General features: G+C 62.8%; 28 protein-coding genes. 13 read left to right on the forward strand and 15 right to left on the reverse strand.

Annotated elements, in window-relative coordinates:
* Window positions 1-19: 19 nt before the first annotated feature.
* The 4 genes from AC1D10_RS26410 to AC1D10_RS26425 all read right to left on the reverse strand — a co-directional run bounded on the left by AC1D10_RS26410 (window position 20) and on the right by AC1D10_RS26425 (window position 3,472).
* The gene (locus AC1D10_RS26410) at window positions 20-718 is read right to left on the reverse strand and encodes a DnaJ domain-containing protein (RefSeq protein WP_477277094.1); all 699 of its coding nucleotides are present in this window, start codon (window positions 716-718) and stop codon (window positions 20-22) included.
* Window positions 718-1,449, reverse strand: a complete 732-nt coding sequence (locus AC1D10_RS26415) for a vWA domain-containing protein (RefSeq protein WP_379104567.1) — start codon at window positions 1,447-1,449, stop codon at window positions 718-720. The genes AC1D10_RS26410 and AC1D10_RS26415 overlap by 1 nt, the downstream gene beginning before the upstream one ends.
* A gap of 75 nt (window positions 1,450-1,524) precedes the next feature.
* Entirely contained in the window at window positions 1,525-1,962 is a 438-nt protein-coding gene (locus tag AC1D10_RS26420) for a DUF1489 family protein (protein ID WP_477277097.1), read from the reverse strand.
* Window positions 1,963-2,068: 106 nt separating this feature from the next.
* Entirely contained in the window at window positions 2,069-3,472 is a 1,404-nt protein-coding gene (locus tag AC1D10_RS26425; RefSeq protein ID WP_477277099.1) for an L-serine ammonia-lyase, read from the reverse strand.
* Window positions 3,473-3,653: 181 nt separating this feature from the next.
* Between AC1D10_RS26425 and AC1D10_RS26430 the strand changes: the two genes are divergently transcribed.
* Window positions 3,654-4,373 carry a DUF599 domain-containing protein gene (locus tag AC1D10_RS26430; RefSeq protein WP_477277101.1) on the forward strand — a complete coding sequence of 240 codons (720 nt, stop codon included), beginning with the start codon at window positions 3,654-3,656 and terminating at the stop codon, window positions 4,371-4,373.
* On the opposite strand, the gene AC1D10_RS26435 is transcribed toward AC1D10_RS26430, so the two are convergent.
* The 6 genes from AC1D10_RS26435 to AC1D10_RS26460 form a co-directional block, all read right to left on the reverse strand.
* A complete protein-coding gene (locus AC1D10_RS26435) occupies window positions 4,346-5,143 on the reverse strand; it encodes a YdcF family protein (protein ID WP_477277103.1) in 798 nt (265 codons plus the stop codon). The genes AC1D10_RS26430 and AC1D10_RS26435 overlap by 28 nt on opposite strands.
* A 29-nt stretch (window positions 5,144-5,172) precedes the next feature.
* Window positions 5,173-6,738: an amidase gene (locus AC1D10_RS26440; protein WP_477277105.1), complete on the reverse strand. Its 1,566-nt coding sequence runs from the start codon at window positions 6,736-6,738 to the stop codon at window positions 5,173-5,175.
* On the reverse strand, window positions 6,738-7,193 hold the full coding sequence (locus AC1D10_RS26445) for a GNAT family N-acetyltransferase (RefSeq protein ID WP_477277107.1): 456 nt from the start codon (window positions 7,191-7,193) through the stop codon (window positions 6,738-6,740). Before AC1D10_RS26445 ends, AC1D10_RS26440 begins: the two co-directional genes overlap by 1 nt.
* 7 nt (window positions 7,194-7,200) lie before the next feature.
* Window positions 7,201-7,488: an Asp-tRNA(Asn)/Glu-tRNA(Gln) amidotransferase subunit GatC gene (gene gatC / locus AC1D10_RS26450; RefSeq protein WP_477277109.1), complete on the reverse strand. Its 288-nt coding sequence runs from the start codon at window positions 7,486-7,488 to the stop codon at window positions 7,201-7,203.
* Window positions 7,489-7,617: 129 nt separating this feature from the next.
* Window positions 7,618-8,034: a hypothetical protein gene (locus AC1D10_RS26455; RefSeq protein ID WP_477277111.1), complete on the reverse strand. Its 417-nt coding sequence runs from the start codon at window positions 8,032-8,034 to the stop codon at window positions 7,618-7,620.
* Between the two features lie 24 nt (window positions 8,035-8,058).
* Window positions 8,059-8,766, reverse strand: a complete 708-nt coding sequence (locus AC1D10_RS26460; protein WP_477277113.1) for a metal-dependent hydrolase — start codon at window positions 8,764-8,766, stop codon at window positions 8,059-8,061.
* Between the two features lie 123 nt (window positions 8,767-8,889).
* Here AC1D10_RS26460 and ruvX point away from each other — a divergent pair, with 123 nt between their 5' ends.
* Complete coding sequence (gene ruvX, locus AC1D10_RS26465) at window positions 8,890-9,396, forward strand: Holliday junction resolvase RuvX (RefSeq protein WP_477277115.1); 507 nt, start codon at window positions 8,890-8,892, stop codon at window positions 9,394-9,396.
* Here ruvX and AC1D10_RS26470 read toward each other — a convergent pair.
* From AC1D10_RS26470 to AC1D10_RS26480, 3 genes are all read right to left on the reverse strand, one after another.
* Window positions 9,314-9,655, reverse strand: coding sequence for a DUF6105 family protein (locus AC1D10_RS26470; protein WP_477277117.1), 342 nt, complete (start codon window positions 9,653-9,655; stop codon window positions 9,314-9,316). The two genes, ruvX and AC1D10_RS26470, sit on opposite strands and share 83 nt — an antisense overlap.
* The gene (locus tag AC1D10_RS26475; RefSeq protein ID WP_477277119.1) at window positions 9,655-10,212 is read right to left on the reverse strand and encodes a hypothetical protein; all 558 of its coding nucleotides are present in this window, start codon (window positions 10,210-10,212) and stop codon (window positions 9,655-9,657) included. Before AC1D10_RS26475 ends, AC1D10_RS26470 begins: the two co-directional genes overlap by 1 nt.
* Before the next feature lie 196 nt (window positions 10,213-10,408).
* Entirely contained in the window at window positions 10,409-12,037 is a 1,629-nt protein-coding gene (locus AC1D10_RS26480; protein WP_477277121.1) for a DNA alkylation response protein, read from the reverse strand.
* Between the two features lie 177 nt (window positions 12,038-12,214).
* On the opposite strand from AC1D10_RS26480, the gene AC1D10_RS26485 reads away from it, so the two are divergent.
* From AC1D10_RS26485 to dprA, 4 genes are read left to right on the forward strand one after another with little or no spacing between them, the layout of a single operon-like run.
* The gene (locus AC1D10_RS26485) at window positions 12,215-13,180 is read left to right on the forward strand and encodes an aspartate carbamoyltransferase catalytic subunit (protein WP_477277123.1); all 966 of its coding nucleotides are present in this window, start codon (window positions 12,215-12,217) and stop codon (window positions 13,178-13,180) included.
* Entirely contained in the window at window positions 13,177-14,463 is a 1,287-nt protein-coding gene (locus AC1D10_RS26490; RefSeq protein WP_477277125.1) for a dihydroorotase, read from the forward strand. The genes AC1D10_RS26485 and AC1D10_RS26490 overlap by 4 nt, the downstream gene beginning before the upstream one ends.
* Window positions 14,464-14,522: 59 nt before the next feature.
* Complete coding sequence (gene plsY / locus AC1D10_RS26495; RefSeq protein WP_477277127.1) at window positions 14,523-15,110, forward strand: glycerol-3-phosphate 1-O-acyltransferase PlsY; 588 nt, start codon at window positions 14,523-14,525, stop codon at window positions 15,108-15,110.
* Between the two features lie 17 nt (window positions 15,111-15,127).
* Window positions 15,128-16,261 carry a DNA-processing protein DprA gene (gene dprA / locus AC1D10_RS26500; RefSeq protein WP_477277388.1) on the forward strand — a complete coding sequence of 378 codons (1,134 nt, stop codon included), beginning with the start codon at window positions 15,128-15,130 and terminating at the stop codon, window positions 16,259-16,261.
* Window positions 16,262-16,316: 55 nt separating this feature from the next.
* Here dprA and AC1D10_RS26505 read toward each other — a convergent pair whose 3' ends face one another.
* Both AC1D10_RS26505 and AC1D10_RS26510 read right to left on the reverse strand, forming a co-directional pair.
* Window positions 16,317-17,015: a Stf0 family sulfotransferase gene (locus AC1D10_RS26505; protein ID WP_477277129.1), complete on the reverse strand. Its 699-nt coding sequence runs from the start codon at window positions 17,013-17,015 to the stop codon at window positions 16,317-16,319.
* A 2-nt stretch (window positions 17,016-17,017) separates the two neighbouring features.
* The gene (locus AC1D10_RS26510) at window positions 17,018-18,448 is read right to left on the reverse strand and encodes a glycosyltransferase (protein WP_477277131.1); all 1,431 of its coding nucleotides are present in this window, start codon (window positions 18,446-18,448) and stop codon (window positions 17,018-17,020) included.
* Window positions 18,449-18,660: 212 nt separating this feature from the next.
* On the opposite strand from AC1D10_RS26510, the gene AC1D10_RS26515 reads away from it, so the two are divergent.
* From AC1D10_RS26515 to AC1D10_RS26545, 7 genes are all read left to right on the forward strand, one after another.
* Window positions 18,661-19,440: a hypothetical protein gene (locus tag AC1D10_RS26515; RefSeq protein ID WP_477277133.1), complete on the forward strand. Its 780-nt coding sequence runs from the start codon at window positions 18,661-18,663 to the stop codon at window positions 19,438-19,440.
* 324 nt (window positions 19,441-19,764) lie between these two features.
* On the forward strand, window positions 19,765-20,646 hold the full coding sequence (locus AC1D10_RS26520; protein WP_477277135.1) for a dihydrodipicolinate synthase family protein: 882 nt from the start codon (window positions 19,765-19,767) through the stop codon (window positions 20,644-20,646).
* 22 nt (window positions 20,647-20,668) lie between these two features.
* Window positions 20,669-21,328: a GntR family transcriptional regulator gene (locus AC1D10_RS26525; RefSeq protein ID WP_379104346.1), complete on the forward strand. Its 660-nt coding sequence runs from the start codon at window positions 20,669-20,671 to the stop codon at window positions 21,326-21,328.
* A gap of 62 nt (window positions 21,329-21,390) precedes the next feature.
* On the forward strand, window positions 21,391-22,728 hold the full coding sequence (locus AC1D10_RS26530; protein WP_477277137.1) for an ABC transporter substrate-binding protein: 1,338 nt from the start codon (window positions 21,391-21,393) through the stop codon (window positions 22,726-22,728).
* Complete coding sequence (locus AC1D10_RS26535; protein ID WP_477277138.1) at window positions 22,728-23,666, forward strand: carbohydrate ABC transporter permease; 939 nt, start codon at window positions 22,728-22,730, stop codon at window positions 23,664-23,666. The genes AC1D10_RS26530 and AC1D10_RS26535 overlap by 1 nt, the downstream gene beginning before the upstream one ends.
* A complete protein-coding gene (locus AC1D10_RS26540) occupies window positions 23,667-24,488 on the forward strand; it encodes a carbohydrate ABC transporter permease (protein WP_056587473.1) in 822 nt (273 codons plus the stop codon). It begins immediately after the preceding gene.
* Window positions 24,489-24,526: 38 nt separating this feature from the next.
* Window positions 24,527-25,585 carry an ABC transporter ATP-binding protein gene (locus AC1D10_RS26545; RefSeq protein ID WP_477277140.1) on the forward strand — a complete coding sequence of 353 codons (1,059 nt, stop codon included), beginning with the start codon at window positions 24,527-24,529 and terminating at the stop codon, window positions 25,583-25,585.
* The last annotated feature ends 9 nt before the right edge of the window (window positions 25,586-25,594 follow it).

Genomic DNA, 25,594 nt, shown 5'->3' on the forward strand with positions numbered 1-25,594 from the left:
ATTCTGCGTCGAAGGAGAACTAATTGTGATTGGAGAGCAAGACGTCCTTGGCTTCATTGATCCGCGCCGCCAGGAAAGACGTGCCGCCGATATCGGGGTGCAGGCGCTGCATCAGGCGGCGGTGCGCCTTGCGGACATCCGCCGCGGCGGCCCCCGCTTCAAGACCAAGGACCTTGTAGGCCTCCTCCTTAGTCATGGCGCCCGAACCTGGCGCAACACCCAGCCCTTCGCCACCGTTCGTCTCAGTGTTTTTGCGCCAGACGGGAAATCTGCCGTCAAGATACGTCTCTAGCAGTTGCCGGCTCTCCGGATCGCCGGAGAGTTCGCGATAAAGCTGCTGCAGCTCGGCCATGCCCATCGCGCCGAGCATCTTGCCTTCATGGCGACCGGCCAGCACAAGCCCTTCTAGGCCGCCGGTATCGTGATCAAGCTCCATTTCCAATGCCGCGGTCCGTACCGTCGACCGCTTGCCCGGCGCGAGTCCCGCCGTCGGCCGCTTCGTCCGCACTGAACCATACCAGGTAAGTGCCGCGGCCAGGATGATGCCGGCGATGCCTTCCCGCCCGACGACAAGCACGGCGAGGCCGACCAGCGCCAGAAGAACCGGTCCGAGCGTCCGCATCCCGTTTGCCAGTTTTCCCGGATCGGCGCGCAGAAAGATGGTCACCGCACCGAGAAGCACCAGAAGCAATGCAACGAATAGGATAATTGCGCCCATCAGTTCCCGCCGCCCCGCAGATGCTCGATCATCAGCCGGTCTTCCGGCCTGCCCCTGGCCTCGAGCGCCTTAAGCCCGCCGGTTGCAAACACCGCAACCGCCGAAAGCAGTCCTGCCAGGGTCGCGGCAGCCTGCCGATCAAATCGGAACCAAGCCCCTTTGGACAACCGCGCGATTTCCTTAAACGCCTTTTCTGCGCCGGAATCATGACCTTCCTGGAAGACGAAGACGGGAACGCCATGCAGGCCGAGGCTGCCGGCCTTTTCGGCCAGATCGTCGATGTTCTCTTCCATCGCATCGCCGATATAGACCAGCGCATTGACCTTGGCCGTGGCCGTCTGTTTCAGCGCATGCGCCAGCACCTTGCCGATCTGGGTGTGGCCGCTACGGCATTCGATTCGCGTCATCAGCTGTTTCAAGGCATTGGTATCGGTCACGAAAGCGGACGAACGGCACTCGCCCAGGCCGCGAAAATAGACCAATTGGACGCTGAGGGTTCCGGCCTTGCCGACGGCATCGAACATCTGGCCCTGCAGCTCGCAAGCCAGATCCCAGGTCGGCTGGCGGCTCATCGTCGCGTCGAGCGAAAGGATCAGCCTGCCCGAACCCGTCGCCGACGCAGCCAGCGTCCTTGCTTGTCGAAGAAACGCTTCGATCTCGCCGGCATTGGATTGAGGTTTGACCGGCGCAGGGTTAACCCTTGCGGGCACGGGCTGCTTCTTGTCGCTCATGAAAACAAGATGTGGCGTTGTTCCATCGCTTGCAAGCCCTGCCTGAGGCAACATTGAGGGCCAGAGGACACGGGATCAGAGCAGGCCGAGATCGGCAAGCTCGCGCCGCAGCTTCGGCGGCATCTCGATCAACCCTGCCTTGCCCTTGCCAAGGTCAACCGGCGCGTCTGACGGTTTCAGATAGCGCCAGCCCTGAAAGGCGCGGCGCGGCTGCCAATCGGTGCGCACGACTTCCGGATCGAGGATCAAGTGGCAGCGGCCGATGCCTTCGTCGTCGGTGAAGGGGCGAATTTCTGTGATCAACTGGCGGCACTGCACGTTGCCCTTGACCACCCAGTAGAGCGAACCGCCATCAGTGATTTCAGAGGCGCGCGTCGGCACCATGCGGGTGGTGTGATATTGCTCGACCGGCTCACCGGCACGCCGCCGCTCGTCGAGGCGGAAAGCGATCCACTCCTCTAGGTCCTCGACGCTGTCGCAGCCGACGCAGAGTTTTATGAGATTGAGAGACATCGCCTAAGGTTTAGCCCCGCGCGCGGATGCGTCAACGGCCTGATCGACTTCTCCACAGTGCCAAAACGCCATCAGATGGCCCGCCGGAGCGGTTCCAAACGGGCTCTCAGCACTCCACGACATTGACGGCAAGCCCGCCAAGGCTGGTTTCCTTGTACTTTTCGTTCATGTCGAGGCCGGTCTGGCGCATGGTCTCGATCGCCGCGTCGAGCGGCACGAAATGGATGCCGTCGCCCTTGATGGCCAGTGACGCAGCCGTCACCGCCTTGACGGCGCCCAGCGCATTGCGCTCGATGCAAGGCACCTGGACCAGCCCGCCGACCGGATCGCAGGTCATGCCGAGATGGTGTTCGAGCGCGATCTCGGCGGCGTTTTCGACCTGTTCGGGTGTGCCGCCCATGACGGCGCACAGGCCGGCCGCGGCCATCGCCGATGCGGAGCCGACCTCACCCTGGCAGCCAACCTCGGCGCCGGAGATCGAGGCGTTGGTCTTGATGATGCCGCCGACTGCCGCGGCTGTCAGCAGGAAGTCGCGGATGCTCGGCTGATCGGCCTCGGGATGGAAATGCAGCCAGTAGCGCAGCACCGACGGCAATGTGCCGGCAGCGCCATTGGTCGGCGCGGTGACGACGCGGCCGCCTGCGGCGTTCTCCTCGTTGACGGCCATGGCGTAAATCGACAGCCAGTCATTGGCGAGCAAGGGATTGGGCTTGTTCTGCTGCCACTGCTCCTGCAGCTTGTCATGCAGCATGCGTGCCCGCCGGCGCACCTTCAGTCCGCCCGGCATGATGCCATCCTGCGACAGGCCGCGGTCGATGCAGCCTTTCATGGCGCTCCAGATGCCGTCGAGTCCGGCGTCGAGCTCCTCGCGCGACATCTGCGTTTCCTCGTTGACGCGCTTCATGTCGGCGATGGAAAGGCCGCTTTTGCCGGCCATCGCCAGCATCTCGACCGCGTTCTTGAAGGGATAAGGCACCTTCTTGCCTTCGGTCGTCACCGACCCCTTGGCCTTCATCCGCTGCAGCTCTTCTTCCGAAACGACGAAGCCGCCGCCGATGGAATAATAGATGCGCTTGAGCAACAGGCGGTCGCCGGCATCATAGGCGTAGAACGCCATGCCGTTGGCGTGGCCGGTGAGCGGCGTCTTGCGGTCCAGCACCAGATCGGTGGCCGGGTCGAAACGATAGGACGGATGGCCGGGCGGTGAAATGCGCTTCTCCGCGGTGATGCGGCTGGCAATGCCATCAGCCTGATCCGGATCGACAGTCTGCGGCGTCAGGCCGGCAAGGCCGAGTATGACAGCACGATCCGAGCCATGACCGATGCCGGTATAGGCGAGCGAGCCATGCAGGCTGGCGGCGAGGCGGTCGACCTTGACGCCCGCCGGACGCGGCCAGTCATTTCCCGCGACCTCGTCGAGAAACCGCGCTGCGGCGGTCATCGGCCCCATCGTGTGCGAACTCGAGGGTCCTATGCCGATCTTGAACAGGTCGAAAACGGAAAGGAACACGCGGCGTTGTCTCCTGGAGTTCACTTCGAACGACTACTATAGGAATTCCCAGATGTTTCCGCTCTTTTGTCAATCGCGGCGCAGCGCCAGCCGACCTTGTTTGCTCCGGCAGCGACATTGGTTGTCGATCGCTCTTTGCCGGGCATCGAAGCGATCACACTGAATGTGATAAATTCAGGCTATGGGCGATTCCCTCGATCTTTCGACAGCCGATCTCGCGGCGCTGGCTTTCTTCCTCGTCGTGTGGCTGCTGCACACGCTTGCCTCCGACGGCAAGCTCATTAGCCGCATATCGCTGACGACGGCGATGAATGCCCAGCGGCAAGCCTGGATGCGCACCATGGCCGAGCGCGAGATCCGCATCGTCGACACCGCCATCATGAGCGGGTTGCAGCAGGGAACCGCCTTTTTCGCCTCCAGTTCGCTGATCGCGATCGGCGGCTGCTTTGCCTTGCTCGGCGCGTCCGACCGGGTTCTTGAAGTGCTCAGCGACCTGTCTCTGGGCGGCGCCCCGTCGCGCGCTGCCTTTCAGATAAAGGTGTTCGGACTGGTGCTGATCCTGGCGTTTTCGTTCTTCAAATTCGGCTGGGCGTACCGGCTGTTCAACTATTGCACGATCCTGATCGGCGCCGTGCCGATCCCGCACGGCGAAGCCTCGCGCAACCCGGTCACCGAAACGGCCGTCTGGCGTGCGGCGCAGATGAACATGCTTGCGGGAAAGCATTTCAATTCCGGCCTGCGCGGCGTGTTCTTCTCGATCGGCTATCTCGGCTGGTTCGTCGATCCAATGGTGTTCGTGCTGTCGACGCTGTTGCTGCTCGCCGTGCTGGTGCGGCGCCAGTTCTTCTCGGCCGCCAGACAGGCGGTAATCGGTCAGCCGCCGGGCGCCGGAAAAGGCTGATCGATCCGGCCCGATAGCCAGTAGGCCAAGAGCCCGATCCATTCACGGATGGCCATGGTGGTGGCCTGCAGCGAATCGGCTGGATTGTCGCGGAACAGGCCGATGCCTTCCCGCCCCGTGGTGCGATAGTCGACCGGCCAGGGGATTGTCGCAAATCCGGCCTTGTCGAACAGCGCCTTGGCGCGCGGCATATGGAAGGCCGAGGTCACCAGCAGCCAGGTCTCGCCAGGCATCGGTGTTACCAGCTCCTTGGTGAAGACGGCATTCTCATAAGTGTTGCGTGACTTGTTTTCGAGGATCAGGCGATCGGCCGTCACACCAAGCGCTGTGAGCAATCGCGGTGCCGTGGCGGCGTCGCCCTCGCCATCCAAGAACAATTCGCCGGTGCCGCCGGAGACGACCACCTTGGCGGTTGGAAAGCGTCGGGCGAGTATCGCGGTCTCGACCATCCGATCGCCGCCGCTGTTCAGCTCATAGCCGCCGCGCACCAGATTGATGGCACCTTCGAATCCGCCGCCGAGCACAACGATGCCGTCGACCCTTTCCGGCAGCGGCGGACGCGCAAAGCGCTCCTCCAGTGGATTGAGCATCATGGCACCGAGCGACGTCCAGGCCGACAGCGCAAGAATCAAAAACGCAAGCACGCTGCCCGTGGCGGCAAGCCGCCGTCGGCCGATCATCGCGGCAAGCAGTCCGGCCAGCAGCAGGAAGATCGTCAGGTTGAGCGGCTGGATGAAGAACCAGAAGATCTTGGAAAGGTAGAAGAACATCGCTCACCCCCGTCGGACGAGCGACTTCGTTACCACCACTTTTCCGGCTGAAATGTGCCAGCCGCCTGCTCGATGACGGCAGCGGTCTGGAACAGCGTTTCCTCGTCGAACGGCCGGCCAATCAGCTGCAGGCCAAGCGGCAGGCCCTTGGCGTCGAGCCCCGCCGGCACGGCGATGCCCGGCAGGCCGGCCATGTTCACCGTGACGGTGAAGATGTCGTTCAGATACATCTTGACCGGATCGGCAGCCATGTCCTCGTCGGCGATGCCAAAGGCGGCGGACGGTGTCGCCGGGGTCAGGATGACGTCGACACCGGCGGCGAAGACATTCTCGAAGTCACGCTTGATCAGATTGCGCACCTTCTGCGCCTGCAGATAGTAGGCGTCGTAATAGCCGGCCGACAGCACATAGGTGCCGATCATGATGCGGCGCTTGACCTCGCGGCCGAAACCGGCGGCGCGTGTCTTCTCATACATGTCGACGATGTCCTTGCCCGGCACGCGCAGCCCGTAGCGGACGCCATCGTAGCGGGCGAGATTGGATGAAGCCTCGGCGGGCGCCACGATATAATAGGCCGGCAGCGCGTATTTGGTGTGCGGCAGAGAAATGTCGACGATCTCAGCGCCGGCGTCCCTCAGCCAGGCAATGCCCTTCTGCCACAGCGCCTCGATCTCTTCGGGCATGCCATCGACGCGGTACTCCTTGGGAATACCCACCTTCATGCCCTTGATCGGCTTGCCGATCGCCGCCTCGTAGTCCGGCACCGGCCGGTCGACCGAGGTCGTGTCCTTCGGATCGACCGAAGCCATCGACTTCAACAGGATCGCGGCATCGCGCACGTCGCGGGCGATCGGCCCGGCCTGGTCGAGCGACGAAGCGAAGGCGACGATGCCCCAGCGCGAGCAGCGGCCGTAGGTCGGCTTGATGCCGACGGTGCCGGTGAAGGCGGCCGGCTGGCGGATCGAGCCGCCAGTGTCGGTAGCCGTGGCACCCGCGCACAGGAAGGCCGAGACGGCGGTTGCCGAACCGCCGGAAGAACCGCCCGGCACCAGCTGCGCATTGTCGAGGCTGCGCGCGATCCTGGTGCCGCCGGCCGAGACGAAACCGCCGTCACCCTGATGTGTTGTCGGCATCACCACCGTGTCGAGACGCGAGCGCCGCCATGGGTTGATGACCGGACCGTAGTAAGACGTCTCGTTGGACGAGCCCATGGCGAATTCGTCCATGTTGAGCTTGCCCAGCATGACCGCGCCGTCGGCCCACAGATTGGTGGTAACGGTCGATTCGTAGCGCGGCTTGAACCCGTCGAGCACATGGCTGCAGGCCTGGGTATGGACACCTTCGGTCCCGAACAGGTCCTTGATGCCGAGCGGAATGCCTTCCAGCGCACCGCCCTCGCCCTTGACGAGCCTGGCGTCACAGGCCTTGGCCATGTCGCGCGCCTTGTCGCCGGTCACTGCGACATAGGCATTGAGCGCCGGATTGGCGCGATCGATGGCCGCGAGATAGGCCTCGGTGATCTCGGTCGCGGTGATTTCCTTGCCGCGCAGCTTGGCGCGGGCCTGCGAAATCGTCAGCTGGGTCAGGTCGCTCATCAAAGGCTCTTTTCGTAAAACACCGACCACTCGGAATCGGGATAATCCAGCACCGGGCCGCAGCGCGAAAACCCGGCGCGTTCGTAGACGGTCCACGCGGCGGGATGACGATCGCCCGTCTCCAGTACGAGACGCTTCAGCCCCTCGTTGCGCGCCAGCGCCTCGACCCGCTCGACAATCCCAGCGCCGATCTTGCGGCCGCGATGCGAAGGCCGCGTGTACATGCGCTTGACCTCGCCGATGGCGCCGTCATGGCGCTTCAGCGCGCCGCAGCCGATGGCCAGGCCGTTGTCGCGGGCGATGAAAACGGTCGTATCCTCACCGGCCATCTGCTCAACCGTCAGGTGGTAGCAGTGCTCCGGCGGCGTCAGTTCCAGCAACGTCTCGTTGAGTTCGTTGACCAGTCCGCGCACGTCGTCCTGCAGCGGCGTTTCAATGGCGATCTCGATTGCCATCGGCGCGCTACTCCACGACCTTCGGCACGAGGAAGAAATTCTCTTCGGTCGCCGGCGCGTTGGCGACGATGTCGGCGGCCTTGTTGCCGTCGCTGACGACATCCCTGCGCTTCTTCATCTCCATCGGCGTCACCGAGGTCATCGGCTCGACGCCGGAAACATCGACCTCGTTCAACTGTTCGACGAAGCCGAGGATGGCGTTAAGTTCGCCGGTCATGCGTTCGGCATCTTCTTCGCTCACCGCGATGCGGGCGAGACGCGCGACGCGCTTCACTGTCTGCAGGTCAACGGACATGTTTTTGCCTCGGGGAAAACCAGTTCGGGCTATAGCGGCGCCGCGCGCGGTGCGCAACATGCATCGTGCGAGAGACCAGGCCGTGGTGCCGGCCCGGTCTCCGCGATCAGTCCACGGACAAGATGCTGTCTATGGCAGGGCAACGCCCTCGCAGAGATAGTAACTGCCACTGTTGCCGCTCGCCTCGCTTTCGTCACCGGCCGGCCGGACCGAAACGAGATCAAGCTGCGTCGCGCTCACCTGCGTCACCGAAAGGACGTCGGGAAAGACGTAACCCGGCTCCTGGCAGATGGCCGTCACCGCCCAGCTTGGTGACGCGGTCGCCTTGCTGATCTGCAGAAACTCGCAATTGTATTCGACCCCCTCCAGGCCGTGCGCCGAAAGCACGATGCTTCCGGCGTCGATCAGTGTCTGCAGCGTAGCCTTCCTGGCCTGTGTGCAAAGCTCTTCGGACTGAAGGTAGACGCCTTCGATGAAATCATCCGCGGCGAGTGCCGGCGACGCCGCGACCAACATGGATACGCAAAGAGATTGCCTCAAGGCCATGGTTTCATTCCGTTTTAGCCGCCTCTAAATGGTAATCGTCTCGCCGATCTTCGGCAATGCCACCTTCACATCCGATCCTTCCAGCCCGGCCTCGAATTTTTCAGCAGTCGGATCGATCATCGGAAATGTGCCGAAGTGACAGGGAACCACGGTGTCGAACTTGAAGAAACGGCGGCAGGCGAGCGCGGCCACCGCTCCGCCCATGGTGAAGCGGTCGCCGATCGGCACGATGCCGATCTTCGGTTCATGCAACTCGTTGATCAGCGCCATGTCGGAAAAGATGTCGGTATCGCCCATGTGGTAGAGCGTCCGGTCTTCCGGGAAATGCAGGACGAGGCCGCCCGGATTACCGAGATAGGTGTTCTGGCCGCCATCGCCCGGAAACGACGATGAGTGGAGCGCCTGGACGAAAGTGGTGGTGAAGCCGCCGCAATCGACGGTGCCGCCGATGTTGCCCGGATTGATCTTCTTGTCGCTGACGCCCTTGCCGACCAGGTACATGCAGACCTCGAAATTGGCGACCAGCTGGGCGCCGCTTTTGCCGAGCACTTCCACCGCGCCGCTGATGTGGTCGCTGTGGCCATGCGTCAGCAGCACATGCGTGATTCCTTCGGCCGGCCCTTCCCAGCCACCCGTCCAGGACGGATTGCCGATCAGATAGGGATCGATGAGGATCTTGGCATCGGCGGTTTCGATGCGAAAGGCCGAGTGGCCGTACCAGGTCAATTTCATGAATGCTTTCCTCGATTTTTGCCTTGCCAAAGGATAGAACGCCGATGGCCCTGAGATCAAAGGGTTACAGTGTCCGTCGCGCGTTTGGCAAAACACGAGGCGTTGAAGGGTAAAGGGCAGCCATTGAGCATTATCGCGATCGAGGAATTGCCGGCGCGGCTCGCCGGCGGCAAGACGCTGGCAGGGCTTGACCTCGGCGACAAGACGATCGGCGTCGCGGTCTCGGACCAGAGGTTTTCCTTCGCCCATCCGCGCCCGGTCATCATGCGAAAGAAATTCTCGCTCGATGCCGCCATCCTGCTGGCCTTGCTGCAGAAGGAGAACGCCGGCGCGGTGGTGATCGGACTGCCGATCAACATGGATGGTTCGGAAGGGCCCCGCGCGCAGAAATCGCGCGCCTTTGTCCGCAACATGGCGCAGATCAGCGACCTGCCCTTCGTGCTCTGGGATGAAAGACTATCGACGGTCGCGGCCGAAAGGACGCTGATCGAGATGGATTTCTCGCGCCGCAAACGCGCCGGCAAGATCGATTCGGCGGCAGCCGCGTTTATTCTGCAGGGAGTTTTGGACCGGCTTCAGTCATTCCACGCATCCGCTCGAACGGAACCGGACCCGCCGAGCGCTGCTTGACCCAGCCGGCGATTTCGCGGCGCCGGCGAAACGCCCACAGCGCCATCAGCAGAAAGCCGTCGAAGACGCAGGCCTTTGCCACCATGCCGGGGATCGTCACCGGATCGATACCGAGCATCTGGCCATACAGCTGAAAGACGAAATCGTGCAACTGCCGGCTCAGCATGACGTAACCGAAGTTCATGTCGTTGAGCGACAGGTAGAACCAACCCCAGAACAGCGCCATAGGGGCGGCCCACAATGCGAAGATATAGCGCATCAGCGGCCTCCCTTGGGATTCGAGCCTGTCCGGCCCGATATGAGTGAAAGCAGCGAATTGTGGGCCGCGGCCTTTGCCATGCCGTGCGCGACGGCGTGGATCTCGCCCTCACCCGGAGCAGCCGCCGCAACCGCGGACCGCCGCTCGGCAAGCATGGCGACATAGGACGCCAGAAGTGCCGCCAGTTGCACGGCGACAACCATGAACAGCCCGTTGATGCCTTGCGCGGCGCCACCGATGACGATCAGCGACAGCACGCCGGACGCGGAGATGAAAGCGATGCGGGCAACGCTGTCGGCGCCCTCGCTGCTTGCGTCATTGATCAGGGTTTCGACAAAGGCCCAGAAGAAAAGCACCGCGACGACCAGCAATGCGGTGGCGAGCGGCGCCACGACGATGACGTTGTCGAGGTCGATGAAGCGAGTGCCCTCGATGGTGGCGCCCAACACGCCCAGCGCCGCCGCAACACCGCGGTTTCCGTCGATGCAGATGAGCGCAAGCAGGGCGAAAACAATCGCCCAGTGCAAGGCCAGAAAAGAGGTCAGTACGTGTCGCATCGGCATTCCTGCTTCGCAAGATAGAAATGGCCAATTTGAACCATTCCCTGCTCTCGTCAGAACAGTGGGCTTTGCCGCCCGTCACCGCAACGGAAACCATTTGTTAAGGTTAACGGCGATCGGTGATGCGCATGAGGAGGCTCGCCGGCGCCCCAAAATGATCAATGGCGCCGGTTTTTTGCGCAACGCTCGCGGCTTAGTTCACGGGCGGATAGAGCGTGTCGATGATCATGCGCGCGTCGTGGCGCGAATCGAGCATGCCATAGGTGTTGCGCCACTGGCCGGCCAATCGCGTCTCGACGAAGGCGTCGGCGATCCGCCCTGCCCCCAGTCGGCGCAGTTCCGCCGCAGCCGCCGACAGTGCCAGCTGTTCGGTAAGCAGCCGGGCCGAGCCTTCATCGGTTGCAGCAACCTGCATCGCCGCCTTCAGCACGCCGATCGTGCCGCGTCCGCCAGCGCCGAGGTCGCGGTCGATGCCGGCCAGCACGTCCTCGAACAAACCAGGCGCGCGGCCAAGCACGCGCAGCACGTCGAGGGCCATGACATTGCCCGACCCTTCCCAGATCGCGTTGACCGGGGCCTCTCGATAGTAGCGGGCGAGCGGCGCCTCTTCGACATAGCCGTTGCCGCCGAGGCACTCCATCGCCTCGTAAAGCAACGGCGGCGCGATCTTGCAGACCCAGTACTTGACGACCGGGGTCATGGCGCGGGCGAATGCCGCCTCGCCGCGATCGCTCGCCGCCTCGTCGAACGACCGCGCCAGTCGGAACGACAGCGCGGTGGCGGCGGCGACATCGAGCGCCATGTCGGCCAGCACACGCTGCATCAGCGGCTGCTCGATCAGATTGGTGCCGAACACCTGTCGATGGCGGGCGTGATGAACGGCCTCGGCGAGACCGGCGCGCATGATCGCCGACGACGCCACCGCACAGTCGAGCCGGGTCAAGGTGACCATGTCCATGATCGTCTTCACGCCGGCACCCGGTTCGCCGACCATCTCGCCGATGGCGTTGACGAATTCCACCTCGGAGGACGCGTTGGAACGGTTGCCGAGCTTGTCTTTCAGCCGCTGAAAGCGGAAGCCGTTGCCCGAGCCGTCGCCGAGAACACGCGGCACGAGGAAGCAGGACAGCCCCTCCGGCGCCTGTGCGAGCACCAGGAACGCATCCGACATCGGTGCCGACATGAACCATTTGTGCCCGGTCAGGCGATAGAACCCGCTGCCGGCGCGTTCCGCCCTTGTCACATTGGCGCGCACATCCGTGCCGCCCTGCTTCTCGGTCATGCCCATGCCGAGCGTAAGCCCGGCCTTCTCGACCGGTGGCTTCTGGCTCTGGTCGTATTTGCGCGTCGTCACGCGCGGCGCCCATTCGCGAAACAGCTTTGGGCTGGCCATCAAGGCGGCGAGCGAAGCGTTGGTCATGGTGATCGGGCACAGATGCCCGGTCTCGAGCTCAGCCGTCAGATAGAACCTGGCAGAGCGGACCTGATGGCGGCGGCCGATCTCGGCGTCGCCGTTTTCCCACACCGAGGAATGCAGCCCGTTGGCCACCGAGCGGCGCATCAAGGCGTGATAGGCGGGATGGAACTCGACCACATCGATGCGCCGTCCCTGCCGATCATGCGTCCTGAGCTTCGGCGTCTCGACATTGGCGAGACGGGCCAGTTCCTGCGCCTCCTGCGTCAGGACGAAACGGCCGAGCCCGTCGAGATCCTTGCGCACCGGATCGGAAAAACGCTCGGCAAGCTGGATCAGCAACGGATCGCCCCGCCAGGCGTTGCCGCCTGCGAGCGGCGGCGGCTGGTTCGTCACGTCGTCGGTCACGCCCAATCCTTTATCGGTAGAAAGGCCCTTGTCGTCAGAAAGCCACGAATCCGACGCCATCGGCGGTTTATAGCCCAAGCCATGCAACGCGCGCGATGAAAATACCGGGGAGAACGGCTCCAATGCAAAGCTGGCGCTTGCAGCCGCAAATTCTCCACCCTATAGCAGCGCCTTGAGATGACCGACGCTTCGTCCCTGCCACTCTATCCTCACCGCCATCTTCTGGGCATCCGCGACCTTTCCCCCGCCGACATCGAGCTGTTGCTCGACCGGGCGGATCAGGCGGTCGCGATCTCGCGGCAGTCCGAGAAGAAAACCTCGACGCTGCGGGGCCGCACCCAGATCAACCTCTTCTATGAAGCCTCGACGCGGACGCAGTCGTCGTTCGAGCTGGCCGGAAAGCGGCTCGGCGCCGATGTCATGAACATGTCGGTGGCAAGCTCCTCGGTGAAGAAGGGCGAAACGCTCATCGACACGGCGATGACGCTGAACGCCATGCGGCCCGATATCCTGATCATCCGCCACCAGTCGGCGGGCGCGGCGGCACTTCTTGCCCAGAAAGTCGGCTGCTCGGTAGTCAATGCCGGCGACGGCGCGCATGAGCACCCGACACAGGCGCTGCTCGACGCTCTGACCATCCGCCGCGCCAAGGGCCCGCTGTCGAAGCTGATCGTGGCGATCTGCGGCGACATCCTGCACTCGCGCGTGGCACGCTCCAACATCATGCTGCTCAACGCGCTCGGCGCGCAGGTGCGGGTCGTCGCCCCGTCGACATTGCTGCCGTCGGGGATCGAGAAGATGGGTGTCATTGTCACCCGCTCGATGGCTGAAGGCCTCAAGGGCGCCGATGTGGTGATGATGCTGCGCCTGCAGCGTGAGCGCATGGAAGGCGCGTTCGTGCCTTCGGTCCGCGAATATTTCCGCTATTTCGGCCTCGATGCCGAAAAACTGAAGGCGGCCAAGGACGACGCGCTGGTGATGCATCCCGGCCCGATGAACCGCGGCGTCGAGATCGCCTCGGAAATCGCCGATGGTCCGCAAAGCGTCATCCAGGAACAGGTCGAGATGGGCGTCGCCGTGCGCATGGCGGTGATGGAAGCGCTACTCGACCCGCGCCGCAACCATGAGGGCCGCGGCGCATGAGCACGACCGTCTTCGAGCGTGCTCGCATCGTCGACCCCTCGCGCGGCATCGACGAAGTCGGCTCCGTCATCGTCGACGGCCGCAAGATCGTTGCCGCCGGCAAGGCGGCGCTGAACCAGGGCGCGCCCGAGGGCGCGACCGTCATCGACTGCGTCGGCAGGGCGATCATTCCAGGCCTGATCGATGGCCGCGTCTTCATCGGCGAGCCGGGCGGCGAGCATCGCGAAACCATCGCTTCGGCCAGTGTCGCGGCGGCGGCCGGCGGCGTCACCTCCATCGTCATGATGCCCGACACCGACCCGGTGATCGACAACGTGGCGCTGGTCGAGTTCGTGCTGCGTACCGCCAAGGACACGGCAAGCGTCAACGTTTTTCCGGCGGCGGCGATCACCAAGGGCCTCGAGGGGCGCGAGATGACCGAGTTCGGCCTGCTGCGCGAGGCTGGCGCCGTTGCCTTCACCGATGGCCGTCACACCATATCAAGCGCGCTGGTGATGCGCCGCGCGCTGACCTATGCGCGCGACTTCGGCTCCACCATCGTGCATGAAACGCAGGACGCCGACCTCGGTTCGTCCGGCGTCATGAACGAAGGCCTATACGCCAGCTGGCTCGGCCTCTCCGGCATTCCGCGTGAAGCCGAATCCATCCCGCTGGAGCGCGACCTTGCACTGGCGCGGCTGACACGCGGTTCCTATCATGCGGCCAAGATCTCGACGGCGATGGCGGCAAACGCCGTGACCCGCGCCAAAGCCGACGGCGCGACGGTGACATCAGGCGTGGCGATCCACAATCTGTCGCTCAATGAAAACGATGTCGGCGAATACCGCACCTTCTTCCGTTTGACGCCGCCGTTGCGCGCCGAGGAAGACCGGCTGGCGATGATCGAGGCGGTCAGGGACGGTACGATCGATATCATCGTCTCCTCGCATGATCCGCAGGATGTCGACACCAAGCGCCTGCCCTTTGCCGACGCGGCGGCCGGCGCCATCGGGCTCGAAACCCTCCTGGGCGCAGCTTTGCGGCTCTACCACAATGGCGACGTGCCGTTGCTCAGGCTGATCGAAACCTTGTCTACTGCGCCGGCAAGACTGTTCGGCCTGCCCGGCGGCACGCTGAAGCCAGGCGCGATGGCCGATCTTGCGCTGGTCGATCTGGACGAACCCTGGATCGTCGCCGAAAGCGGCATTCGTTCGCGCTCGAAAAACACCTGTTTCGAAGGCGCGCGACTGCAGGGCAAGGTCTTGCAAACGCTGGTGGCGGGCCGCACAGTGTTCTCAATCTAAGACGGTGATCGCGCACCGCGCCTGATCTGGCCTGTCTGGGGGAAACGCGGGGGGAAACAATGACTTACAGCCTCATCCCAGCGCTGGTGTTCGGCTATTTCCTGGGCTCGATTCCGTTCGGGCTGCTGCTGACGCGCGCCGCCGGCCTCGGCGATGTGCGCAAGATCGGCTCGGGCAATATCGGCGCTACCAATGTTCTGCGCACTGGCAACAAGGGCCTTGCCGCTGCGACGCTGCTGCTCGATGCGCTCAAGGGTACAGCCGCCGTGTTGATTGCCGGGCATTTCGCATCCGAAATGGCGATCTGGGCCGGTCTTGGCGCCTTTCTCGGCCATCTCTTTCCGGCATGGCTGGGGTTCAAGGGCGGCAAGGGTGTCGCCACCTATCTCGGCGTGCTGATCGGCCTGGCTTGGCAGGTGGCGCTGATCTTCGCCGTCGTCTGGCTGGTGATGGCATTCCTATTCCGTTATTCCTCGCTGGCAGCACTGACAGCGGCTGTCATCGTGCCGGTCGCCCTCTACGTCCTGAGCACACCGCAGATTGCCGCCCTGTTCGTGGTGATGAGCATCATTGTCTTCATCAAGCATCGTGAAAACATTTCGCGCCTGCTTGCCGGCATCGAGGGCAAGATCGGAGCCAAGGGGTGAGCGATCGCGCAACCAGGGTGAGCGAACCGGCCGCCGGGCCGCGCCTCAGCGACCGGCAGCGGCTGAGCTGGCTGCGGCTGATCCGCACCCAAAATGTCGGCCCCGCCTCCTTCCGCGACCTGATCAATCGCTTCGGTTCGGCCGAGGTGGCGCTGGAGATACTTCCGGAATTGATGATTTCGGGCGGCGCCAATCGCATTGCCCGCATCCCTTCCGTTGCCGAAATCGAGGCCGAATTGGAGACGGCCCGAAAGGCTGGCGCGCGCTTTGTCGGCATCGGCGAACCCGACTATCCGCCGCTGTTACACAGCATGGACAATCCGCCGCCACTGTTGGCGGTCAAGGGCAATGCCGCCGTGTTCCGGCTGCCGGGGGTAGCCATTGTCGGCGCGCGCAACGCATCGCTGGCCGGTATCAAGATGGCGCGCATGCTGGCGGCGGATCTTGGCCGCGACGGCTATGGCATCGTCTCGGGGCTGGCGCGCGGCATCGACACGGCGGCGCATCAGGGCAGTCTCTTGACCGGCACGATCGGTGTGCTGGCCGGCGGCCTCGACCTGCCCTACCCGCCCGAAAATGCCGGCCTGTGCGAGGAGATTGCCGAGCGCGGCGCCGTCATTTCGGAAATGCCGTTCGGCTGGCAGCCGCGCGCCCAGGACTTTCCGCGCCGCAACCGCCTTGTCGCGGGCGCGGCCCTTGGGCTGGTGGTGGTCGAAGCAGCGCAACGATCGGGTTCGCTGATCAGCGCCAGGCTTGCCGGGGAGATGGGCCGGCTGGTCTTCGCCGTGCCCGGCTCCCCGCTCGATCCGCGCGCCGCCGGCACCAACGGCCTGCTCAAGGACGGCGCCACGCTGGTGACGGAAGCGGCCGACATTTCCAACGCCATTGCGCCACTGACCGGTTTGCGAGCGCCCGATGTGCCGCCGTTTCAAGACCCGCCCGATTTCTCGGCCACACCGCCACCAGGCGAAAACGACCGCGCCCGCGTCATCGAGGCGCTTGGCCCGACGCCAGTGTCGGTCGACGAGATCATCCGCCACACCGGCCTGCATCCGGCCCAGGTCTTCATGGTGTTGCTGGAACTCGACCTCGCCGGCCGGCTCGAGCGCCATGCCGGCGGTCATGTTTCGCTGGTGTTCGAAGGTTCCTGAGAGACCGCGTCGATCCCTGATCCATTCGACACGTCACCGCCGCATGCAGGCGGCTCTACACCAGGTCCAGCATATTTGGATTGCCGCGCTCACGCCTGAAACGATCGGCCCATTCGAGACTGATTGAGTCGCGCTGTTGCTGGATCGCGATGCTGATGGAGTCTGGGCTGCGCGGGAGCGTCACACCCATCATGTCGGCGACTTGGCGGACGGCATCCCGTGGATTCGCCGCCACCGTCTCGTAGTCGAGCCTGAGAGGGCTAATCCCGGTCCGGGCAAAGAACATCTCCCAACGCGCCGTTTCCCGGACCAGCGCATCAAGTTGCCGCTGAATCAACTCGGCATCGAAAACCGCCTCTTGGCTCACCGGTTGCGTCGACCGGTACTGACCGGTCTGGAGGGCTCTCGCCCAGGATATTGCCTGACCGAGAAGGTCCCGCCTGGAAAGAAAAATGAACCGAAGATACGGAAGAGCATCGAACCAGCCTATTTCGCTTGAAATCCAATCATGCTGGTGAGCGAATATTTTCAGGCCGTATATATGGTTGGGCGTGGCGCCGACTGTCAGGATTTTCTCGACCTGCCCGGCCACATCTTCAGGAAAGTTGGGATCGTCGAAAAATCGGCGCGCCCGCCAATTGAAATACTCAAGCGGGTGTCCGAGCACACCGGTGCCACTGAGATGCAGGCCCAGGAAGTTGCTGCCAGATCTCGGCGATGTGCAAATTGAGTAGCCGCGTACGTCGTCGGACACCTTCAGCCTCGCCCGCGAGCCCGAAGAAACATTCTTCTCATGAACAGCGGGATCATGCCGTTGTAGAGTCGTTTGCTCTCGTTGACGAAATTTGAAAGGCTCGAAAGCTCCTCGTCAATTCGATGCAATGCGGCCTGGCTATCGTGGGCCGCGCGGTTAAGCGAAGCGGAGCTATCGACGACAGAGTTTGAAAGGCCGGATAGCTGCTCTTCAAGCCGATGCAATCTGGCCTGACTGTCATGGGCTACCCTGTCGAGCGAAAGGATCGGACCAGTTTTTGCAATTTCGGGTCCAATGGCTTTGACCTGCTCGCCAAGCTCCATCAACGATGCGGCATTGCTCTCCAGCGTTTTTGTGTTTGATCGAAGCAATTCCACAAGCGCAGCCTGGTCTGGCGAAGTCTGCCATCCGTGCATCTCCTTCACGATGGCGGCCCATCTGCGCGACGGAAGCGACACGCCGATTTCCTCGATCCAGCACGCTGTGGCCAGTGACCGTTCGTCTGCGGTCGTGTCCGTATCGGCCGCAATGGCCCCGTTGTAGACCCTGAGATGCTCTTGAACGAAGTGCGGGATATCAGCCACTTCACGAAAATAGGCCGAAACCTTCGCGGCGTCGTCGGCGTCGAACCGCGAGATCGCTTCCATCAGATTCTCGACGGTGACGGGCTTGGTCAGAAGACCAACCCCAAGGTTCATTTGCCGCCATGCCTCCATGTTTGCCGTATCCAGCAAGCCGGCGAAGCCACGCGCGTCGCAGACGACGACCGAGCACCCGACGGCGGCGGCTTCAATGGCCATACGGGCTGTTGCAAACACGATGTCGTATTCGAGCAAATCCTTGTCGAGTTGATGGGAAAAGCGTCCTGTAGCCGGCCCCAACTCATCCAGGTGAACGTTGCTTTTCGAGCAGGCTTCACGCACGGCCTGCTGGTGGTCGAAATTCTTGGTCAGCAGCAGCCCTCTGGCCGGTCGGGAAGGCAGCGGCAGGCGGGGCTTGAAACGGTCAAGGTCGACCGCGTTGTAGATGAGGTCCAGCTTGTCCGCCGGTACACCGCGTGACAGGCATTTGGCCTTGCACGCTTCGTCGACCGCGATCCAGCGGCGTATCTGCGGATGAAGCATGGGAGCTTCGACCTCGAAGAATGCGCTGTGGCAGGAAAACACGGCTGGCACATCGGGAAACCGCGCCAGCGCCGTCAGGCAAGGCGTCAAATGCTGACCGTGGATGATGTCGGGCTTTTCGACGATCTCCGCAATCCGGTCGACCACATGGTGTCCGCGGCGGCGCATTCTGTCGGCCATATCGCCAAGCGTTGGAGCCAGCACCATGGTTTGATGACCAGCGCCGCGAAGCCCGTCGGCCAGCAATTCGACAACGGCTTCGGTGCCGCTGTTCTGCGACACGAACAGATTGGTGATGAGAACCCGCAAATGCCGCCTCCTGCCTGTTTCACAATCTCCGCATTGGCGGCGAGGATAACAGGTGCTAGGCAGCGTTCTTAGTTTGAAGACATCGACCAGACAAGTTTGTGCAAAAATTACCGGCGCCTGTCCCAAATGTTAGGGAAGCCTTTGACGCCTGGTCGCCTTAGATACGATCTAAAACGCGAATGTATGCCGAAAACCTGGATTGGAGCCGTTGCTTGTCCGAAAAGTTGCAGCATGTGCTGATCCTTGCACATCCAGGGCATGAGCTCAGGATTAATCACTGGCTTGAGCTCAAGAAACCCCGAATCTACCTTTTGACGGATGGCTCAGGCGGTCGCCACACTGCCCGAACCCAATATTCCCGCGACGTGGTGGAAGCTGCTGGCGCAACCGCGGGGGCGGTGTTCGGCGATATTCCCGACGCTGCCTGGTATAAAGCGCTGTTGACTGGGGATAGTGGCATCTTTGCCGACGTGCTGACGAGAATCAGTGACGACGTGTCTGATATGCAGGCCGTGCAAGTCGTCTCGGATGCGGTCGATGGCTACAATCCGATGCACGATCTGGCATACGCATTCGGCAATGCTCTCAACAGGCTGCTGCAAGGCACAAAGCCCGGGCGCAAGCAGCTTTGCTCCGCCGCGGTTCCCGATGTGTCGGGGGTTGTCGAGGTAGAAATTCAACTGGATCCGGCTGCTCGCGCCAGAAAGATGGCTGCCGTCAAAGCCTACACGCCATTGGCGGATGAAGCCCGTCAGATTTTGGATCGGGATCCGCAGTGCTTCGACAGGGAACGTCTCATCTCGCAGCACTTTGACTGGGATGCGCCCTGGACGCCGGAGTGGGAGCGAATCGGCAAAGAGCGCGTCGCGAACAAACTTTACGACAGATGCATCACCTACAGGGAAAATGTGCAGCCGGTGGCCCGGCAGCTCATGTCGGAAAGCGCCCGAGAGCACGCGTCGCGCAAAGTCGGTCTGCTTTCCAGGGCCTAGCCACGAGATCTCGACGAATACCTGCGCTGATTGTGAAACGATGGTGAGCGCGACGGGATTCGCACTCATCACCTACTCACCACTATCGCGATGGACGGGATTCTGAGGTTCTTGCGGCCGCCCGCCTCGACAATCGCATCGCCAATCAACATTGCGCGCTCGTCTCTTGGGCCGGGCTGCAAGCTCCTGCGGGCTCGAAAAGGCAGTTCCGGCTAGGGGGCCGTGTGCGAGCGCCTCATCGCAAAGAAATTTGGCCAACCTGATTTACAACTGACATGTTAGTGAGATATCATTGCCTGCGAACTTCTTGTCGGAGACTTGCCGGTGACATCACGCTTTGGCCTTTCAGCCGCCCTCACCACGCCTTTTGATGCCTCCGGGCTGATCGCCATCTCCCCCATGGTCGCCCAGGCCCGGAGCTGTCTGGCCGAGGGATGCGGTAGCGTGACGCTTTTCGGCACCACCGGCGAAGGCGCTTCGGTGGGTGCCGTGGAGCGGCGGGCGGTGACCGAAGCCATGCTGGCCGCCGGGATTCTGCCGCATCAGCTTGTTGCCGGTGTGCTGGTCGATGCAGCCGAAGACGCCGCCGACCAGGCCCGGCATGCCTTGCAACACGGCGCCCGCAACATTCTCCTCGCGCCGCCGAGCTACTTCAAGAATGTCGGTGAAGATGGTCTTTTCGGTTGGTTTTCCGCTGTCTTTGCCGCGCTTGGTCCCCTCGCCCGTGGCGTGCTCCTCTACAACATTCCCTCGGTCACGATGGTGCAGCTCTCGCTTGGCCTGATCGGCCGGTTGCGCACGGCCTTTCCGGACGTGGTCGCCGGTGTCAAGGATTCCGGTGGAGACTGGGACTACAGCGCGGCACTGCTCGGGGCTCATCGTGATCTGGTGATCCTGATCGGTGACGAGCGGCATCTGGCACGAGCGGTGCGAATTGGTGCTCAAGGCGCAATCTCCGGCATGGCCAATTTCGCAACGGGCGAGGTTCGCGCCATGGCCGATGGACGCGACGATGCCCGCGTCGAAGCCTTCGTGCTCGAATTGCTCAAATATCCGGTCACGCCGGCGGTGAAGGTCATGGTGGCGCGCAAGACCGGCGACGAGCGCTGGCTGGCGGTCCGTCCGCCGCTGGAGCCGATCACTTCGCAGGGGCAACAGCAGCTTGCGGTCGCCTATGACAGGCTGTTTGCGACGGAAGCGGCCTGACTGGCAAAGGAAGCGCGCTGAAATGGAAGACGGCAGCGAACCGACCACCCTTAGGGAAAAAGCCTATGCCAGCTTCACGCGGCATTTGCTGGCCCGCGACCTGCTGCCGGGCCAGTTCGTGTCGCAACGCGAACTGGTTGCCTTCACCGGATTGCCGCTCGGTGCCATTCGCGAAATCGTGCCGCGTCTCGAGGCCGAAGGACTTCTGACGACGATCCCGCAGCGCGGCATGCAGATCGCCCATATCGACATCAGCCTGATCCGCGAGGCTTTTCAGTTCCGCCTGTTCATGGAGCGCGAAGCGGTGGCGCTGTTCACCGCCAGCGCTTCCGATGACGAACTTGCTCGCCTGCGGCGCGAGCATGAGGAGATGCTGGCGCAAGCTCTGTCGCAGGCGCCGACGCCCGAAATGGAAGCCAGGGCCCAGAACATCGACTGGGCGATGCACGACACCTTCATCGATGCGCTGGGCAACGAGATCATCGCCAAGGCCTATCTGGTCAACTCGGTGAAGATCCGGCTGATCCATCAGGAGCGCTTCCGCATCGACGGGCGCGTCGTGCCGGTCATGCGCGAGCACCTCGCGGTCATCGAAGCCATGGAGAGCCGCGAGCCGCAGAAAGCGGTCGAGGCGATCAGCCTGCATATCGACAAGGCGCGCCGGCTGGCGCTGCAAATCTGAGGAAGCATGAGCCGCGCCGCGGTCGCGGCGCAATCCACAACGACAGCAACCGGGAGGAAGAAATGTCGTCCAATCTGTTCAACCCAACCAGGAGGCAACTCCTCCAGGGAACTGCGGCACTTGCCGCCGCCGGACTTGCAGGCGTTCGCCCGGGCTTTGCCGCCGGTGTCGACTGGAAACGTTTTGCCGGTACGACACTCGACGTCAATCTGGTCAAAAGTCCGCGCAGCGACACCCTTATAAAATATCTCGCCGAGTTCGAGGAGCTGACTGGGATCAAGGTCAATGCAGAGGCAACGCCCGAACAGCAGCAGCGCCAGAAGACGGTGATCGAGCTGAGCTCCGGCAAGCCGAGCTTCGACGTCGTGCATCTGAGCTACCACGTGCAGAAGCGGCAGTTCGAAAAAGGCGGCTGGCTGGCCGACATCGCCGGCTATCTCGCCGACCCCACGCTGACCGATCCGGGACTGGTCGAAAGCGATTTCGCCGATGCCGGCATGCTGTTCGCCAAGGACGGCAAGGGCGTGCTGCGCTCGCTGCCTTTTTCGGTCGATTACTGGATCCTCTACTGGAACAAGGAGCTGTTCGAGGCCAAGGGTCTGAAATATCCCGAAACGTTCGAGCAGTTGGTGGCCGCCGCCGAAGCGCTGACGGACCCCTCGACCAACACCTACGGTTTCGTCGCCCGCGGCATCAAGAACGCCAACACGCCGGTGTGGACGTCACTCATGCTCGGCTACGACATGACGCCACTCGACGGCCAGGGGAAGCTGCGTACGGAATCGCCCGAGGCGATCGAGGCCGCCGGCCTCTACCAGCGGCTGATGACCAAGTCCGCGCCTCCAGGCGTCACCGGCTTCAACTGGGCTGAAGCGCAGTCCGCCTTCCTGCAAGGCAAGATCGGCATGTGGTTCGACGGCGTGGGTTTTGCCCCGCCGATGGAAAATCCGGAAAAGTCGCGGGTGGTCGGCAAGGTCGGCTACGGCGTCATGCCCAAGGGCCCCAAGGCGCATGCCGCAGGCACCTTTGGCGACGGCATCGGCGTGACGGCCGCCAGCGAGAAGAAGGAGGCCGCCTATCTGTTCTGTCAGTGGGCCGTGTCGCCGGCCATGGGCGCACGCTTGCTGCAGGCAGGCGCCGGCGTACCGTTCCGCAAATCGGTGCTTGAAGATCCAAAGGTGCGCGAAGGCGTCACCATGCCGGCGAGCTGGCTCGATGCGGTGGTCGGCTCCGGCAATGTCAGCCGACTGTCGCTGCCGGTCATCATCCCGGTCACCGAGTTCCGCGACATCTATGGTGTCGCGCTGACCAACCTGATCGCCGGTGCTGATCCGGCACAAGAGCTGAAGAAAGCCACCGAACAATTCCAGCCGGTCCTCGACAGGAGCGAGCAAGGCTGATGTCCGCCACCACCCCAGAACGCACCGGGGTGACGACGCAAGCCATCGAAGGGAGCCAGGCGATCCGGCTGGCTCCCAACTATTGGCCCTTCGTCATTCCGGCGCTCATCGTCGTCGGCGCCGTGATCGTCTTTCCCTGGGCCTTCACGCTGTGGATGAGCGTCAACCGCTGGACGCTCGGCCAGTCGCGAAGCTTTGCCGGGATGGAGAACTATCTGCGGCTGGCTGTCGATCAACGCTTCTGGGAATCGCTCTTCCATACCTTGACCTACACCTTCCTCTCGGTTGCCGCGCCGATGATCCTCGGCACTGTCGCCGCCCTGATCTTCGACGCCAGATTCCCGCTGCGCGGCCTCTTGCGAGGCGTCTTCGTGATGCCAATGATGGCAACGCCCGTCGCCGTGGCGCTGGTCTGGACGATGATGTTCCATCCCCAGCTCGGCGTCCTCAACTACCTTCTGTCGCTGGTCGGCATCCCGCCGCAGGAATGGATCTTCAACGCCAACACGGTCATCCCTTCGCTGGTTGCGGTCGAGACATGGCAGTGGACGCCGCTGGTGATGCTGATCGTGCTGGGCGGCCTGGCATCCGTGCCGCGCGAGCCGTTCGAGAGCGCCGAAATCGACGGCGCCAATGCCTGGCAGCAATTCCGCTACCTCACTCTGCCGATGATCGCGCCGTTCCTGATGATCGCGGTCATTATCCGCACCATCGATGCGCTGAAGAGCTTCGACATTATCTACGCCATGACCCAGGGCGGCCCAGGCACGGCCTCGGAGACGATCAACATCTACCTCTACAACACCGCCTTCTCCTACTACGACATCGGCTATGGCTCGGCCATGGCCGTGATTTTCTTCATCGTCATTGTCGCCCTGTCCTTCATCCTGCTGATGTTGCGCCAGCGCTCCCAGTGGATCGGCGTGGAGGGGAAATAGATGAGTTCACGGCTGCTCAACCAGATCGGGCTGTTTTTCGCGGCTCTGGTCTTTGTCTCGCCGGCGATCCTGTTCTTCCTCTGGATGATTTCGCTGTCGCTGAAATTCGAGATCGACAACGGCGCCTATCCGCCGATCCTGATCCCCGAACACCTCGCCTGGTCGAACTATGCAAAGGTGTTCGAGGAGAACAATTTCCTGCTCTATCTCTGGAATTCGGTTCTGGTGACGGGCACGGCGACGCTGCTGGCGCTGCTGATCGGTGTGCCGGCCGGCTATGGCATCGCACGGCTCAAGGCCGAACGGTCGGCGGTCGTCATCATGATCGCCCGCATGACACCCGGGCTTTCCTATCTCATCCCGCTGTTCCTGCTGTTCCAATGGGTCGGGATTCTCGGCACCCTATGGCCGCAGATCATCATCCATCTGGTGGTGACCGTGCCAATCGTGGTCTGGGTGATGATCGGCTATTTCGAGACCACGCCGATGGAACTGGAAGAGGCGGCCAACATCGATGGCGCCAGCTCCTGGCAGGTGTTCCGGCTGGTCGCGTTGCCCATCGCCAAGCCGGGCATCGTCGTCGCCTTCATCCTGTCTGTCATCTTCTCATGGAACAATTTCGTCTTCGGCGTAGTGCTCGCCAGCCGTGAGACGCGCACGCTGCCGGTCGCGGTCTACAACATGCTCTCCTACGAGCAGGTGAGCTGGGGGCCGCTCGCCGCCGCAGCACTTGTGGTCACGTTACCGGTGCTGGTCCTGACCATGTTCGCACAAAGGCAGATCGTCGCGGGACTGACCGCCGGCGCCGTCAAGGGCGGTTGAGGCACGGTCCGACATCACACTTTTTACGAGGAAACCCAATGGCATCGGTCACAATCAACAACGTGCAGAAGGCCTTCGGAGCCGCCAAGATCATTCACGACGTCAGCGTCGATATCGCCGATGGCGAGTTCGTCATCCTGGTCGGCCCGTCGGGCTGCGGTAAGTCGACACTGCTGCGCATGATCGCCGGACTTGAAACGATCTCGGGCGGCAAAATCGCCATTGGCGACCGCATCGTCAACAATCTGCGGGCACGGGACCGGAACATCGCCATGGTGTTCCAGAACTACGCGCTCTATCCGCATATGACGGTGGCCGACAACATGGGCTTTGCCCTGAAGATCAAGAAAGCCGATCCAGCCGACACCGCCAGCCGCGTCGGCAGGGCCGCCGGCATTCTCGGCCTGGACAAGCTGCTTGACCGCTACCCGCGCCAGCTTTCCGGCGGCCAGCGCCAGCGCGTCGCCATGGGCCGTGCGATCGTGCGCGACCCGCAGGTTTTTCTGTTCGATGAACCGCTGTCCAATCTGGACGCCAAATTGCGCGTCCAGATGCGCGGGGAGATCAAGGCGCTGCACCAGCGGCTGGGCACCACAACCATCTATGTCACGCATGACCAGATCGAGGCCATGACCATGGCCGACAAGATCGTCGTGCTGCACGACGGTCTTGTCGAGCAGATCGGCGCGCCGCTCGACCTTTACGACCACCCGGCCAATCTCTTCGTTGCCGGCTTCATCGGCTCGCCCGCCATGAACTTCATTGCCGGCCGTATCGAGGAAGGCGTGTTCCGCAGTACCAGCGGACTGACGCTGCCTCTGCCGGAAGGCATCCACCCGGCGCACGCTTCAGGGGGCGACTTGGTCTACGGCATCCGCCCGGAACATATCCGTGCGACGGCCCAGGGCATCCCAGGCAAGATCACGCTTCTGGAAGCGACGGGGTCGGAAATCTTTGCCAAGGTGGATTGCGGTGGCGAAGAGATCTCCTGCCTTTTCCGCGAGCGGCTCGTGCTGAAGCAGGGCGAGCAGGTGCGCATCGAGATCGACCGCGCCTGCGCTCATCTATTCGACGCCAATACCGGTCGGCGACTGTAGGATTGCAGC

The sequence above is a fragment of the Mesorhizobium sp. P2_A8 genome (genome assembly GCF_056404935.1).

Coding starts and splice junctions, on each gene's coding strand:
- AC1D10_RS26410 (WP_477277094.1), bottom strand. CDS start 718: ATGGGCGCAATTATCCTATTCGTTGCATTGCTTCTGGTGCTTCTCGGT.
- AC1D10_RS26415 (WP_379104567.1), bottom strand. CDS start 1,449: ATGAGCGACAAGAAGCAGCCCGTGCCCGCAAGGGTTAACCCTGCGCCG.
- AC1D10_RS26420 (WP_477277097.1), bottom strand. CDS start 1,962: ATGTCTCTCAATCTCATAAAACTCTGCGTCGGCTGCGACAGCGTCGAG.
- AC1D10_RS26430 (WP_477277101.1), top strand. CDS start 3,654: ATGGGCGATTCCCTCGATCTTTCGACAGCCGATCTCGCGGCGCTGGCT.
- AC1D10_RS26435 (WP_477277103.1), bottom strand. CDS start 5,143: ATGTTCTTCTACCTTTCCAAGATCTTCTGGTTCTTCATCCAGCCGCTC.
- AC1D10_RS26440 (WP_477277105.1), bottom strand. CDS start 6,738: ATGAGCGACCTGACCCAGCTGACGATTTCGCAGGCCCGCGCCAAGCTG.
- AC1D10_RS26445 (WP_477277107.1), bottom strand. CDS start 7,193: ATGGCAATCGAGATCGCCATTGAAACGCCGCTGCAGGACGACGTGCGC.
- gatC (WP_477277109.1), bottom strand. CDS start 7,488: ATGTCCGTTGACCTGCAGACAGTGAAGCGCGTCGCGCGTCTCGCCCGC.
- AC1D10_RS26455 (WP_477277111.1), bottom strand. CDS start 8,034: ATGGCCTTGAGGCAATCTCTTTGCGTATCCATGTTGGTCGCGGCGTCG.
- AC1D10_RS26460 (WP_477277113.1), bottom strand. CDS start 8,766: ATGAAATTGACCTGGTACGGCCACTCGGCCTTTCGCATCGAAACCGCC.
- AC1D10_RS26470 (WP_477277117.1), bottom strand. CDS start 9,655: ATGCGCTATATCTTCGCATTGTGGGCCGCCCCTATGGCGCTGTTCTGG.
- AC1D10_RS26475 (WP_477277119.1), bottom strand. CDS start 10,212: ATGCGACACGTACTGACCTCTTTTCTGGCCTTGCACTGGGCGATTGTT.
- AC1D10_RS26485 (WP_477277123.1), top strand. CDS start 12,215: ATGACCGACGCTTCGTCCCTGCCACTCTATCCTCACCGCCATCTTCTG.
- AC1D10_RS26490 (WP_477277125.1), top strand. CDS start 13,177: ATGAGCACGACCGTCTTCGAGCGTGCTCGCATCGTCGACCCCTCGCGC.
- plsY (WP_477277127.1), top strand. CDS start 14,523: ATGACTTACAGCCTCATCCCAGCGCTGGTGTTCGGCTATTTCCTGGGC.
- AC1D10_RS26525 (WP_379104346.1), top strand. CDS start 20,669: ATGGAAGACGGCAGCGAACCGACCACCCTTAGGGAAAAAGCCTATGCC.
- AC1D10_RS26530 (WP_477277137.1), top strand. CDS start 21,391: ATGTCGTCCAATCTGTTCAACCCAACCAGGAGGCAACTCCTCCAGGGA.
- AC1D10_RS26535 (WP_477277138.1), top strand. CDS start 22,728: ATGTCCGCCACCACCCCAGAACGCACCGGGGTGACGACGCAAGCCATC.
- AC1D10_RS26540 (WP_056587473.1), top strand. CDS start 23,667: ATGAGTTCACGGCTGCTCAACCAGATCGGGCTGTTTTTCGCGGCTCTG.
- AC1D10_RS26545 (WP_477277140.1), top strand. CDS start 24,527: ATGGCATCGGTCACAATCAACAACGTGCAGAAGGCCTTCGGAGCCGCC.